The 13,372-nt window shown below is 52.5% G+C and carries 11 protein-coding genes; 7 read left to right on the top strand and 4 right to left on the bottom strand.

Going from position 1 to position 13,372, the window contains the following annotated elements; genetic code table 11:
* Nucleotides 1–16 precede the first annotated feature (16 nt).
* The 6 genes from AEST_RS10490 (at nucleotide 17) to AEST_RS10465 (ending at nucleotide 7,762) form a co-directional block, all read left to right on the top strand.
* Nucleotides 17–646, top strand: a complete 630-nt coding sequence (locus AEST_RS10490) for a YfgM family protein (RefSeq protein ID WP_008608968.1) — start codon at nucleotides 17–19, stop codon at nucleotides 644–646.
* A gap of 9 nt (nucleotides 647–655) precedes the next feature.
* Nucleotides 656–1,843: an outer membrane protein assembly factor BamB gene (gene bamB, locus AEST_RS10485; protein WP_008608967.1), complete on the top strand. Its 1,188-nt coding sequence runs from the start codon at nucleotides 656–658 to the stop codon at nucleotides 1,841–1,843.
* A 75-nt stretch (nucleotides 1,844–1,918) separates the two neighbouring features.
* A complete protein-coding gene (gene der / locus AEST_RS10480; RefSeq protein WP_008608966.1) occupies nucleotides 1,919–3,415 on the top strand; it encodes a ribosome biogenesis GTPase Der in 1,497 nt (498 codons plus the stop codon).
* 10 nt (nucleotides 3,416–3,425) lie between these two features.
* Entirely contained in the window at nucleotides 3,426–5,681 is a 2,256-nt protein-coding gene (locus tag AEST_RS10475; RefSeq protein ID WP_008608965.1) for an arginine/lysine/ornithine decarboxylase, read from the top strand.
* A gap of 97 nt (nucleotides 5,682–5,778) precedes the next feature.
* The gene (locus AEST_RS10470) at nucleotides 5,779–6,873 is read left to right on the top strand and encodes a DUF2157 domain-containing protein (protein WP_008608964.1); all 1,095 of its coding nucleotides are present in this window, start codon (nucleotides 5,779–5,781) and stop codon (nucleotides 6,871–6,873) included.
* Nucleotides 6,866–7,762: a DUF4824 family protein gene (locus tag AEST_RS10465; protein ID WP_008608963.1), complete on the top strand. Its 897-nt coding sequence runs from the start codon at nucleotides 6,866–6,868 to the stop codon at nucleotides 7,760–7,762. Before AEST_RS10470 ends, AEST_RS10465 begins: the two co-directional genes overlap by 8 nt.
* Here AEST_RS10465 and AEST_RS10460 read toward each other — a convergent pair.
* The 4 genes from AEST_RS10460 to xseA are packed head-to-tail and all read right to left on the bottom strand — an operon-like array spanning nucleotide 7,759 to nucleotide 11,650.
* Nucleotides 7,759–8,367, bottom strand: coding sequence for a gamma-glutamylcyclotransferase (locus AEST_RS10460; protein WP_008608962.1), 609 nt, complete (start codon nucleotides 8,365–8,367; stop codon nucleotides 7,759–7,761). The genes AEST_RS10465 and AEST_RS10460 overlap by 4 nt on opposite strands.
* A 34-nt stretch (nucleotides 8,368–8,401) precedes the next feature.
* The gene (locus AEST_RS10455; protein ID WP_008608961.1) at nucleotides 8,402–9,613 is read right to left on the bottom strand and encodes a GGDEF domain-containing protein; all 1,212 of its coding nucleotides are present in this window, start codon (nucleotides 9,611–9,613) and stop codon (nucleotides 8,402–8,404) included.
* 1 nt (nucleotide 9,614) lies between these two features.
* Nucleotides 9,615–10,259, bottom strand: a complete 645-nt coding sequence (locus AEST_RS10450; RefSeq protein ID WP_008608960.1) for a DsbA family oxidoreductase — start codon at nucleotides 10,257–10,259, stop codon at nucleotides 9,615–9,617.
* Between the two features lie 53 nt (nucleotides 10,260–10,312).
* Entirely contained in the window at nucleotides 10,313–11,650 is a 1,338-nt protein-coding gene (xseA, locus tag AEST_RS10445) for an exodeoxyribonuclease VII large subunit (RefSeq protein WP_008608959.1), read from the bottom strand.
* A gap of 152 nt (nucleotides 11,651–11,802) precedes the next feature.
* Between xseA and guaB the strand changes: the two genes are divergently transcribed.
* Entirely contained in the window at nucleotides 11,803–13,272 is a 1,470-nt protein-coding gene (guaB, locus tag AEST_RS10440; protein ID WP_039925389.1) for an IMP dehydrogenase, read from the top strand.
* Nucleotides 13,273–13,372: the final 100 nt, after the last annotated feature.

Here is a 13,372-nt window from a genome sequence, read left to right as displayed (position 1 = left end):
TATACGGAGTAGTTAGGTGGAAATTTACAGCAGTGAAGAACAACAGGTTGAGGCCATTAAACGCTTTTGGAACGAGTACGGCAAAGCCATTGTCGGTGGTGTCGTTATTGGTTTAGCCACCCTCTATGGCTGGCGCTATTATCAGGCGGAGCAACGTGCCAGCGCTGAAGCCTTATCCGGTAGTTACAGCCAGTTAGTGCAACAGCAGGGCGGTGACGACGAATGGATCGCCCAGGCGCAGAGTTTTATTACCGCTCAGGGCTCCAATAACTATGCTATTTTTGCCGCCTTATTAACTGCCAGAGAAGCGGTTAATAAAGGGGATTTAGCCCTGGCTGTACAACAGCTGAGCTGGGTACAACAGCAAACCAAAGATGCCGGCGTTAAGGCTATTGCCCAATTGCGGTTAGCCCGGGTACAGCGTGAAATCGGTGATCTGGCGGCTGCTCTGGCCACCGTTAATCAGCCGGTACCGGAAAGCTTTGCTGCGCAACAAGCCGAGTTAAAAGGCGATATTTTGCAGCAAAGTGGTGATTTGGTTGCTGCTAAAGCTGCTTATCAATTGGCGCTTAGCAAAGCACCACAGAACACGCAGTTGGTACAAATTAAGCTGGATGAGCTGGCGCACGTTGCTGTGACGAATTAAGGGGCCGGCATGAGATTTTCAGTTAAACAGGCCGCGGTCGTATTGATGACCCTAACGCTGGCTGCCTGCTCCAGCAAAGAGAAGCTGGTATTGCCAGAAGTACAAAATCAGATCAGTCCGAAAAAAGTTTGGAGTGCTCAGGTTGGTAAGGGCGTAGCGCATTATGAATCAGGCTTAAGGCCATTGATTCATGCCGAGCGGGTCTATATGGCCAGCCGCGAGGGCATGGTAATGGCGTTTGAGCTGAGCTCCGGCAAACGGCTCTGGACCTATGACCTGCGCAAAGACGACACCCTATCGACAATCCAGAAGCTACGTCAGCGTTTCTCGTCGGATAATGCCCGCATTGCCGGTGGTATCAGCCAGGGCTTTGGTAATATCTATTTCGGTACCGAAAATGGCGAAGTTGTTGCACTGAATGCCGAAACAGGTCAGTTAAGCTGGCGGGTACAGGTTCCGGGAGAGGTGCTGGTTAGCCCGGCCGTCGGTGATGGTTTTGTGGTAGCAAAATTAGGCACTGGCGCTCTGGTTGGTCTAAGCTCAGACAATGGTGAACAGCGCTGGATTTTTGAGAACGAGCAGCCGCCTCTGACGCTGCGCGGTACAGGTGAGCCGGTGATTGACAGTGGTGGCGTGGTGTATGGCACGGCCAGCGGTCGGGTTGGCGTGCTAATAGTTGATCGCGGCTTTCAGGCCTGGGAAGAAAATATTGCCACGCCCAAAGGCAGTACCGATCTGTCACGGCTGGTCGATGTCGATGCCAAGCCGATAGTCATCGCCGGTACCATCTATAGCATTGCCTTTAATGGCGAATTGCATGCACTGGACCTGCGCACCGGCCAGCAATTGTGGAAGCGTGATTATGCCAGCTTCCGCAATATGACAGTGCAGGGCACAGTGTTGTATCTGGTGGACTCGGTCGGGCGGATCCATGCCGTCGATCGGCGCAATGGTACTGAATTATGGAGCCAAACCGGATTGCACCGCCATTTCCTGACCGGACCGGCTGTGTATAAAGACTATCTGGTGGTGGGTGATAATAAAGGCAATTTACATTGGCTGGATCGCAACAGCGGTGATTTTGTTGCCCGGCAAAGTTTTGACAGCTCCGGCTTTTTCCGTGAGCCGGTCAGCAATAACGAGGTGCTGGTGATCAGTACCCGCGATGGCGAGCTGACCGTACTGCAAACGCCTTAACACAGGCGGGTTGCGCTTTTAAACTGAAAACAGGCCTGACTCAGGCCTGTTTTGTTATTTTTTGAGGTTGACACCATGTTACCTGTAGTGGCCCTGGTAGGGCGCGCCAATGTTGGCAAATCGACGTTATTTAACCGCCTGACCCGCACCCGGGATGCCCTGGTGGCGGATTTTCCGGGGCTGACCCGCGATCGTAAATACGGTTCGGTAAAGTTTGAAGGCATGGAGTTTATCGTGGTCGATACCGGTGGTATCGATGGCAATGAGCAAGGCATTGAAGTGGAGATGGCTGAGCAGTCATTAAAAGCCATTGCCGAAGCGGATGTGGTGCTGTTTATGGTTGACGCCCGTGCCGGCGCAACGGTTGGTGATACGGCTATCGCGGCGCATATTCGTAAAGTCGAAAAGCCGGTATTTCTGGTTGCCAATAAAACCGATGGCCTGGATGCCGATACCGCAGTCGCGGATTTTTACAGCCTGGGCCTGGGCGAAGTCTATCCGATTGCCGCGGCGCATGGTCGCGGTGTTACCTCGTTACTGCAACTGGCGTTACTGCCGTTCCTACAACAACAGTTGCCCGCGGCAGCAGAGGGCGAAGCGCAGGATGACGCTGAATTTACCGAATCGGCCGATTTTAAAGAAATGACAGAGGAAGAAGCCGAGGCCGAAGCGGCGCGCTTGCGTTCCGAGCATATTAAACTGGCAATTGTGGGCCGGCCCAATGTCGGCAAATCGACACTGACCAACCGCATCCTCGGCGAAGAGCGGGTGGTGGTCTATGATATGCCCGGCACCACCCGCGATTCGATTTATATTCCGATGCAGCGCAACGACCGTAACTACACCTTGATTGATACCGCTGGCGTGCGTCGTCGCGGCAAGATCGATGATATGGTCGAAAAATTCTCCGTGGTGAAAACCCTGCAGGCGATTGAAGATGCCAATGTGGTGGTATTAGTGCTGGATGCGCGGCAGGGCATTTCCGATCAGGATTTAAGCATCCTCGGCTTTGTGCTGAATGCTGGTCGTTCCTTAGTGTTGGCAGTTAATAAATGGGATGGCCTGAACGACAGCGTGAAAGATGAGATTAAACGTGAGCTGGACCGCCGCCTGGGCTTTATCGACTTTGCCCGGCTGCACTTTATCTCGGCCTTGCATGGCTCTGGTGTCGGTAATTTATTTGAGTCGGTGGAAGAAGCCTTTGATTCTGCCACTAAGCGGGTCAGTACTTCGCTGCTGACGCGGATTATGAAAATGGCGCAGGAAGATCATCAGCCACCAATGGTTGCCGGACGGCGGGTAAAGTTAAAGTATGCCCATGCCGGTGGTTACAACCCGCCTATTATCGTTATTCATGGTAACCAGGTAAAAGATTTGCCAGATTCCTATAAGCGCTATCTGATGAACTATTATCGCAAGGCGTTGCAGATGATGGGCACGCCAATTCGCATTGAATTCCGCGAAGGCGAAAACCCCTTTACCCCGACCAAAAAGAACACTGAAACCGCGTTGCAGAAATATAAGCGCGAGCGGCTGTTAAAAGCGCGGCAAAAACTGGCACAGAAGAACTAAGGATCACCCGATGAAATTTCGTTTTCCGGTCATTGTAATAGATGAAGACTTCCGCTCTGAGAATATCTCTGGCTCAGGGATCCGTGATCTGGCAGAAGCCATTGGCAGCCACGGCTTTGAAGTCATTGGCTACACCAGCTATGTCGATCTGACCGCCTTTGCCCAGCAGGCCAGCCGCGCCTCCTGTTTTATTTTGTCGATTGATGATGAAGAGTTTGGCAGCGGCAGTGAGCAGGAAGTGAATGTGGCACTGGCTGAGCTACGCGCCTTTGTGAAGGAAGTGCGCAAACGCAATGCCGATATTCCAATCTTCCTTTATGGCGAAACCCGCACCAGCCGGCATATCCCGAACGATATTTTGCGTGAGCTGCATGGCTTTATCCATATGTTTGAAGACACGCCGGAGTTTGTGGCACGGCATATTATCCGCGAAGCACGCAAATACCTGGATGCTTTAGCGCCACCGTTTTTTACTGCGCTGATGGATTATGCCCAAGATAGCTCTTACTCCTGGCACTGCCCCGGACACTCCGGTGGCGTGGCCTTTTTAAAGAGCCCGGTGGGGCAGATGTTCCACCAATTCTTTGGTGAGAATATGCTGCGCGCCGATGTCTGTAACTCGGTGGATGAATTAGGTCAGCTGTTAGACCACACTGGCCCGGTAGCAGAGAGCGAAGCCAATGCGGCGCGGATCTTTAATGCCGATCACCTGTTCTTTGTCACCAACGGTACCTCCACCTCGAATAAGATGGTCTGGCACTCCGTGGTGGCGCCGGGTGATATCGTGGTAGTCGACCGTAACTGTCATAAATCCATTCTGCACTCGATTATTATGACCGGTGCGATCCCGGTATTTTTAATGCCGACCCGCAACCATTACGGCATTATTGGCCCGATCCCGAAAAGTGAGTTTTCACCCGAAGCCATTGCAAAGAAGATTGAGGCTAATCCCTTTGCCCGCAATGCGAAAAATAAAAAGCCACGCATTCTGACCATTACCCAGAGTACCTATGACGGTATTTTGTATAACGTGGAAGAGATTAAGCAGGAGCTGGGCTCGACCATCGACACCCTGCATTTTGACGAAGCCTGGCTGCCGCATGCCAGCTTCCATGAGTTCTACCACAATATGCATGCCATCGGTAAAGATCGGCCGCGGTCAGAAGATACGCTGGTGTTTGCCACCCAGTCGACGCATAAACTGCTGGCCGGTTTATCCCAGGCATCACAAATTCTGGTGCAAAATGCCGAAAAACGCAGCTTAGATACCCATCGCTTTAACGAGTCTTATCTGATGCACAGCTCCACCAGCCCGCAATATGCAATTATTGCCAGCTGTGACGTGGCCGCAGCGATGATGGAGCCACCGGGTGGTACGGCGCTGGTAGAAGAAAGCTTACTGGAAGCGATCGATTTTCGCCGCGCGATGCGCAAAGTGGATGCCGAGTTTGGTGAGGATGACTGGTGGTTTAAAGTCTGGGGCCCGGATCGTTTGCCGGAAGAGGGCATCGGTAACCGTGAGAAGTGGGTACTGCATGCGCAGGACAGCTGGCACGGTTTTGGCGAGATTGAATCGGGCTTTAATATGCTGGATCCGATCAAGGCCACCATCATTACGCCAGGCATGAACCTGCATGGTCAGTTTGATGAAACCGGTATTCCGGCCGCTATCGTCAGCAAGTACCTGGCCGAACACGGTATTATTATTGAGAAAACCGGCCTCTATTCGTTCTTTATTATGTTTACTATCGGTATTACCAAGGGGCGCTGGAACTCGATGGTGACCGAGCTGCAGCAGTTTAAAGACGACTATGACCAGAACCTGCCAATGTGGCGGGTAATGCCGGAGTTTGCCGCCAAGAACCCGCGCTATGAAAAAGTCGGCCTGCGCGATCTGTGTCAGCGCATCCACAATATGTACCGTAAGTACGATGTGGCTAAGGTCACGACTGAGATGTATCTGTCGAATATCGAAACCGCGATGACGCCAGCCGATGCCTGGGCCAAGATGGCCCACCGTGAAATTGAACGGGTGTCGATTGATGATATCGAAGGCCGGGTTACTGCTATGCTGGTAACGCCTTATCCACCGGGCATTCCACTGATGGTGCCGGGCGAGCGCTTTAATAAAACCATTATCAACTATCTGAAATTCACCCGCGCCTTTAACTGCGAGTTCCCGGGCTTTGAAACCGACGTGCACGGTTTAGTACGGGAAACAGTTGACGGTGAAGTGAAGTATTTTATTGATGTGGTGCTAGAGTAAAGTCGTGGCGAACTGTTGCATCCGGCAACAGTTCGCCTATGCTGCAAGGACGCAATAGTGGCAATTTGCCCGGCCATCGCTAACAGGGACAGACGCATTGAGTAGCTCACCCCCGCTGAATAAAACCCAGGCACAAGAGCGTGTCGATCAAATCCTGGCGTTTCGCGCCGAGCAACAACTGCTGGCCGAACAAGGCTTATTGCCGCCTGAGTTGCAGGCCGGTAAGGTGCGCGACTATCACGATGCGTTGTTACAGCAGTTTCAGCATAGCCTGAATATCGATCTGAATGCTAAGGCCCGGCATCTTTCGCTGGGCATGCAAATCGTTTCTTTCTTGGGTGCGCTGGCGCTGGCTGCCAGTTTGTTTTTTCTGTTCTATCAGTATTGGGGGTTCTTTGGTACCGCAGCCCAGGTCGGACTGTTGATCAGTGCGCCGCTGTTAAGCCTGGGGCTGGTCGGGTGGCTCATGCGGATCGATGCCAGCGGTTACTATGCCAAGCTGGCGGCTCTAGTGTCCTTCGCCGCTTGGGTGCTGAATATCGTCATGCTGGGCAGTATTTTTAATTTGCCGGCATCGCCGAATGCTTTTGCCGTCTTTGCGCTCTATGCCTTTACGCTGGCGTACTTACTAAACCTGCGGTTACTGTTAGCTGTGGGTATGCTCTGTAGTTATATTTTTCTTGGCGCCCGTTTTGGCAGCTGGATGGGCAGCTACTGGGTGTCGACCGGCGAATATCCGGAACATTTTTTGTTAACCAGCCTGTTGTTCTTTTTATTACCCCTTAAATTTAAGCAGCAGCGCTACGATGGTTTTGCTGCCACCTATCAGATCCTCGCTGCGGTAGTGTTCTTTATCGCGATACTGATCCTGGCGAACTGGGGCAGTGTCAGTTATTTACCCTGGTCGCATGGCGTCATTGAGGGACTGTATCAGGTGCTGGGTTTTGTCTGTAGCGCCTTGCTGGTGCTGTACGGTATCCGGCAACAGGCGGCAAAGTTAATGCTCACCGGTAATATGTTCTTTGCGTTGTTCCTGTATACCAAGTTTTTTGACTGGTGGTGGGACTGGTTACCGAAGTACCTGTTCTTTTTCCTGTTGGGGCTGACGGCCATTCTGGCACTGTTAATTTTTAACCGGTTACGGCTGGTGGTTCAAACCGCAGCCAAGCCAGGTGAGGTGGCCCATGTTTAAGCCTGGGGCAAAAAAGCTGCTACTGTTAGCGGTGATAACCGTACTGGGCGTCAACGCTTTTATCCTTGGCAAAGTCTGGCTAAACCGCAGTCTGGTTGTGGCTGAGCTGACGCTGAGTGAGCGGGAACTTGACGTGCCATACCACTGGGGTATGGCCAAAGAAGATTCATCATTACGCCTTAATCTGATCTGGACCACGCCCTGGTTAACGTCAAGCGAGGACGACTGGCAATATTTGTCTCGGCAGCAACAACGTATCCTAAGGTTGCAGCAGCCGCAGTTTGCCAGTTTTCGTTTCGGTAGCTGCACAGATGGCTATCAGCGACAACAGCGTTCAGGCTGGGTGTTGCTGGAGTTTAATGGTCAGAGTTATCAGGACTACCTGAAACAAGCGGAACAACATTATGCTGCGTTACAGCAACGGCTGGCAGCAGAAACGGCTGCGGAGTTAAATGCCGGCATAGCACAGGACAGGCTGCAGGCAGCAGCAAAACGCCGGCATGAACAGCAACAACGTGCTGAAGAGCAATGGCGAGCAGCGCGGGAGGAGGCAACCCGGCTGTTTGTGATTGATGCCGCCGCTGATCGCAACTTATTACAGCAAACACTGGCAAAACATAGTGGGCCTACTGCCGGTCAGCTATTGATAGTGCCTGCAGATATTCAGCTTAGCTATACCTGGTGTCAGGACGATAAAACAGCAAAACAGCCCGAGGTAATGGTAAACCGCTTGGCGGTGGAGTCGTTATATGTGGCTAAGCCTTATGCGCAACACTTGCCACAGGATGCCAATCGTCAACAGAAAATCCGCTTTCAGGCTCAGCTGCGCTATGGCCGTTTTGCCGAGCCCTGGCTAAGTGCGCTGACGCTCAGCGGGACTGAGCCTTAAGCTATTGGCTGCTGCGGTAAATCTAACAGCAGCTGCTCCAGCTTAAACACATGTTCATCCTGTTCGTTAAGCTGGCGCAGTGCCTGTGCCAGCTGCAGCAAATACTCGCTATTCGGGCCGCTTGGGCCATGGCTTGTGGCGATTTGCCGGGCAATCACCGCTTCCGGTGCCGGACCCAAATAGGCGGCATTATCCGGATTGGCAATATAGACCACGCCTTGCTCGATGCCTGAGCTATCCGCTGTGGAGTGGGGACCTGCGTTATCCAGCCAGTGTAGTTCGGTAAAAAAGCGCAGATAGCCGTTTTTCTCACGCTGATCTAAATGGGCAAAGGTATCCGGTGTTACCTGATACGCCATACCGACACAGCGCTTACCGGCCGCTTCCACCAGAGTAACAACCCGGCCCGGTGCCTCTGGCGTACCACGGTGATCGTGCGAACCTTGCCAGAAGCGGCGCTGCCAGCCATAAATACAGGCCGGCCGGCAAGCGAGATAGGGAAAATCCGCTTTATAGATTAAAGAACCATAACCGAACAGCCATACCGTATTCAGATGATCTAAGGGTTGGCGTTGTTGGTTTAAGGCAATGGTATTAACAGGCATAAAGTTTCTGCGTTATCCGCGTAGTAATCCGGGTTTATTTCATCGTATTTGAGTATGACAATGGTTCGGGTATTGCTTGGTCGCCAGGCATGTTGTTAGTTGAGAAGCTGGCCTGAGTAACGGTATTGCGGCCGGCCTGTTTGCTGGCATATAAGGCCTCATCAGCCCGCTTAACAGCCTCCATTGCCGGATGTTCTGTGGGGATAACATGCACCATACCAATACTGATGGTCAGGTTAACCTGATCCTCGTCAAGCCATACCAGTTGTTGTGCTACCTGTTGGCATAAGCGCTGCCCGACTTTTAACGCCGTTTGTTCGTCGATATCAATCAGCAGTACCGCAAATTCCTCACCGCCAACCCGACCAATAATATCGTTGCTGCGTAATTGCTTCGACAGTAGCCTGGCAACCGCTGCAATGGCTTTGTCTCCCACCGCATGTCCGAACGTGTCATTAATACGCTTAAAAAAATCGATATCGAGCATCATAAAAGCAGCCGGTGTATTGGGATGCTGTCGCCAATAACGCTCTATTTGATTAAAGAAATGTTCGCGGTTGGCCAGCCGCGTTAAACCATCGCGTTGTGATTTTAGCGTCAGTTTGCGTTCCAGTTTTAAAAAGCTTAACCAGGGCAGCAGCAAAGCGGTTAGCGTTGTCAGCAGAATATGGCTAAGTAAAGTATAAATCGATGCCTCAGGTAAACCATGCAGGTCCAGTTGCTGCCAATTCAGAGTCACCAGCATGGCCTGTACAAACATCACGCCGGCGTGCAGCACAAATACGCTTTGCAGGGTACGGGTGAAAATCGGTTCAGTGATAATGGATTTCTGCAGCAAACCAGCGCTAAGGCAGAACGTCAGGGCGATAGTGACGGCTGCCGCTATGCTAAGTAAACCGGGATGCTGATGGCATAACAATAAAAGTAACAGGCCGAGCGTCAGCGCCCATCCTGCTTGTTGGCGGCGTTTTCTGGTGTAGCGAAAGCGCGAGAATTGTACTAACCCAGCCAGCACAAAAACCGGTGCCAGCAGCAACAAACCATCGGCAATAAAAAAGCTAAGCAAAGCTGGTAGCGGGTAGGGCCTTAATATAACTAATGCCGAGCCCAAAACAAAACAACCGCACGAATAGGCCCAAAGCTTAAAACAGCGATCCTTGGGTTTGCGGCGGTACAGCAAATAAAGATAAAGACCGACAGTTAAATTGGTGGTTAACGCCAGCGTGATAACTGTCGGCAGATGCATACTAGCTTACCTGAGCAGCAATTTGCTGCAGGGCTGCCGCCAGTTGTTGTGGCTCCTGAGCGCCGGAAATCAGGTATTTATTATTGATAATAAAGGCCGGTACGGAAGAAATGCCAGCATGCTGATAGCGAGCGATATCCTGTTGTACCTGCTCGCTGTAGGCATCTGAGGCCAGAATTTGTGCTGCCGTTGTTACATCTAACCCCAGTTTAGCCACACAGTCGAGCAGCACCTGATGCCTGGAGACATCAGCAGCCTCACCAAAATAGGCGGTGAATAAGGCCATTTTCATTGCCGTCGCCTGGCCCTGCGTCTCTGCCCATTTCACCAGCCGGTGTGCATCAAAGGTATTGCAGGTAAAGCGCTGCTGCATCTTGCTGAAATTTAAACCAAGCTCCGCCGCCACTTCCATAATGTAAGCCTGGCTTTGCCGCATCTCGGCTTCGGATTTGCCGTATTTACTGCTTAGCGCCGGCAGGATCGGCTCTTGCGGCGCGTTTTTATCCGGGTTGAGCTCAAAGGCATGCCATTCCAGTTCAATCTTAAGTTCAGGCAGGCTGGCCAGCGCACGCTCTAAGCGGGCATAGCCAACGGCGCACCAGGGGCAGGCGATATCAGAAACCAGATCAATTTTCAGGGTGGTCATGCAGTGTCCTCTTAAATAGTTACCATGGCCGGTTTACACCCGCCGCCGCTCGCTCAGTCTTTTACCACCTGTGTCACCACTGCGCTAAAGCTCCCTCGCGCCAGTCGGGTACTTATGGCATCGCCAACCTTAAGGTGCGCGCTACTGGTCAGCGCCTGCTGCTGGCTGTCAAAACTGATGCTATAACCCCGTGCCAGCGTCGCCAGTGGGCTAACGGTATGCAGCTGGGCACTGAGTCGGGCCAGTTGCTGACTGCTGTATTTTAACTGTTGCTGTTGCGCCTGCTGCAGACGTTTTGCCAGCTGCTGTAACTGCAGTTGCTGTTGCTTAATGGCTTTGGCCGGCGATAAGTGCTGCAGGCTTTGTTGTAAATAACTGTGTTGCCGCCGCGCGGTTTGCAGGTGTTGCTGCATCCGCCGTTGCAAACGTAGCTGCAATTCATCCAGCCGCTGCTGCTGTTGCTCCAGCCGCCGCTGTGGATGCAGTTGCTGCAGCCGTTGTTGCAGTTGCATTAAACGTGGTTGCTGCTGTGCCAGTTGCCGGCGCATGGCGCGGCTAAGGCGTTGCTGCAGCTGTGTTAACGCCACCAGATACTGGCTTTGGTCCGGTGATACCAGCTCTGCCGCGGCTGAGGGCGTGGCGGCCCGCACATCGGCGACAAAATCGGTTAGCGCAAAATCAATTTCGTGGCCCACCGCACTGACAATCGGGATCGGACACTCTGCCACGGCACGGGCCAGGGCTTCATCATTAAAACACCAGAGATCTTCAATCGAGCCGCCGCCGCGGCCGATAATCAGCACATCGACTTCGTTGCGTCTTATCGCGGTACTGAGCATATTTCGAAGCTGGGAAGCGGCGGTTTCCCCCTGCACCTGACACGGATAAATAATCAGCTCAATTCCCGGCGCCCGGCGCGCCAGCACGGTAATAATATCGCGAACGGCAGCACCGGTAGGCGAGGTAATCACCCCTACACGCCGCGGATTGGCGGGTAACGGCTGTTTGCGTTCAGGGGCAAATAAGCCCTCGGCTGCCAGTTTGGCTTTAAGTTGCTCAAACTGTTGTTTTAACAGGCCAGCACCGGCCGGTTCAATAAATTCGGCCAGCAACTGATATTCACCACGCGGCTCATAGACACTAATTTGGGCCCGGATCAGCACTTGCTGACCATTTTGCGGCCTGACAGTGGCATAGCGGTTGGCTTGCTTAAACATCGCTACCTTAACCTGTGCCGCCTGATCTTTGAGGCTAAAATACCAATGGCCGGAGGCGGCTGCGACAAAGTTTGACACTTCGCCAACCAGCCATAGCTGCTGAAACTGCAGCTCCAGCGTCAGTCGTACTTCAGAATTCAGGCGTGATACCGTATAAATATCCGGGTTTTGCATAGCGTTATTCGGTTGAGCAATCAGGCCCCTAGTGTACCCAGAGTGGGGCTACCTGACAAAAAGAAAAAAAGCCTTTGTCCTAAAGCCCGCTTTGCGCTAAAATTGCACCGCAACATTCCCTATCATTTCACCCAGAAAGCGAGATTGTTGCAATGCTCAGGATCATCAAAGAAGCCCTTACTTTTGACGACGTGTTATTAGTACCGGCACACTCTAGTGTTTTACCCCACACTGCGGATTTACGCACTAAACTTACCGCCTCAATCACGCTGAATATCCCAATGGTATCTGCTTCTATGGATACGGTTACCGAAGCCCGGCTGGCCATTGCGCTGGCGCAGGAAGGCGGTATCGGTTTTATTCATAAAAATATGACCATTGAAGAGCAGGCTGCCAACGTACGCAAAGTGAAAAAGTACGAAAGCGGTGTGGTATCTGATCCGGTAACGGCCTCTGCTGAGATGACGGTACGCGAAGTGCAGGCATTGGCGCAGCAGCATGGTTTCTCCGGCTTTCCGGTACTGGATAAACAGGGTGAATTAGTCGGTATCGTTACCGGCCGGGATATGAGCTTTGAAGCCAATCTGCAGGCGAAAGTGACCGATGTCATGACGCCGCGTGAGCGTCTGGTGACGGTAAATGAAAATGCCCCACGCGAGCAGGCACTGAAGCTGATGCACCAACACCGTATCGAGAAGGTATTGGTGGTTGATGATAACTTTAAACTGAAAGGCTTGATCACCGTGCGTGACTATTACAAAGCCGCCAGTAAGCCGAATGCCTGTAAAGATGAATTCGGCCGGTTACGGGTGGGTGCGGCAGTGGGCGTAGGCCCTGGCACTGACGAGCGCATCGCCGCTCTGGTAGAAGCCGGTGTTGATATCCTGCTGATTGATACCTCACATGGCCACTCGCAAGGCGTTATTGACCGCGTTAAACAAACCCGCGCCCAGTATCCGGATTTGCAAATTGTTGCCGGTAATGTGGCAACGGCAGAAGGCGCTAAGGCGCTGGCCGAAGCCGGTGCCAATGCAGTTAAAGTGGGTATCGGTCCGGGTTCAATCTGTACTACCCGTATTGTTACCGGCTGTGGTGTACCGCAAATTACGGCCATTTCTGATGCAGTAGAAGGGGTAAAAGGTACCGACGTTTGCATTATCGCCGATGGCGGCATCCGTTTCTCCGGTGACATTGCCAAAGCCTTAGTGGCCGGTGCCAACTGTGTGATGGTGGGCTCGATGTTTGCCGGTACTGAAGAAGCGCCGGGCGAAGTTGAACTGTATCACGGCCGCTACTACAAATCTTACCGCGGTATGGGCTCGTTAGGAGCGATGGCGCAGCGTAACGGTTCCTCTGACCGCTATTTCCAGGGCAGCAACAACGCGGAAAAACTGGTACCGGAAGGCATTGAAGGCCGTGTTGCCTATAAAGGCCCGATTGAAACCATTATCCATCAGCAAATGGGTGGCCTGCGCTCTGCGATGGGCTTAACCGGTTCACCGGATATCGATACCCTGCGCACCAAGCCCAGCTTTGTCAAAGTGACAGCCGCCGGCATGGGCGAGTCGCATGTGCATGATGTGCAGATCACCAAAGAAGCACCGAACTACCGTTTGGGTTAAGTTGGCGGTTAGGTAAATTTAGCGTTTAGGTTAGCTTGGCGTTTTCGTTAAGCCAATACCCGAATCCGGCTGGCGCAAGCCAGCCGTCTGAGCATACAAG

This window comes from Alishewanella aestuarii B11, from assembly GCF_000280055.1.
GTDB lineage: Bacteria > Pseudomonadota > Gammaproteobacteria > Enterobacterales > Alteromonadaceae > Alishewanella > Alishewanella aestuarii.
Note: the sequence above shows the minus strand (reverse complement) of the source record. Positions and strands in the feature narration are given on the sequence as shown.

Excerpts from the sequence above, each read along its gene's own strand:
- bamB (WP_008608967.1), top strand. The coding sequence starts at position 656 with ATGAGATTTTCAGTTAAACAGGCCGCGGTCGTATTGATGACCCTAACG.
- der (WP_008608966.1), top strand. The coding sequence starts at position 1,919 with ATGTTACCTGTAGTGGCCCTGGTAGGGCGCGCCAATGTTGGCAAATCG.
- AEST_RS10475 (WP_008608965.1), top strand. The coding sequence starts at position 3,426 with ATGAAATTTCGTTTTCCGGTCATTGTAATAGATGAAGACTTCCGCTCT.
- AEST_RS10465 (WP_008608963.1), top strand. The coding sequence starts at position 6,866 with ATGTTTAAGCCTGGGGCAAAAAAGCTGCTACTGTTAGCGGTGATAACC.
- AEST_RS10460 (WP_008608962.1), bottom strand. The coding sequence starts at position 8,367 with ATGCCTGTTAATACCATTGCCTTAAACCAACAACGCCAACCCTTAGAT.
- AEST_RS10455 (WP_008608961.1), bottom strand. The coding sequence starts at position 9,613 with ATGCATCTGCCGACAGTTATCACGCTGGCGTTAACCACCAATTTAACT.
- AEST_RS10450 (WP_008608960.1), bottom strand. The coding sequence starts at position 10,259 with ATGACCACCCTGAAAATTGATCTGGTTTCTGATATCGCCTGCCCCTGG.
- xseA (WP_008608959.1), bottom strand. The coding sequence starts at position 11,650 with ATGCAAAACCCGGATATTTATACGGTATCACGCCTGAATTCTGAAGTA.
- guaB (WP_039925389.1), top strand. The coding sequence starts at position 11,803 with ATGCTCAGGATCATCAAAGAAGCCCTTACTTTTGACGACGTGTTATTA.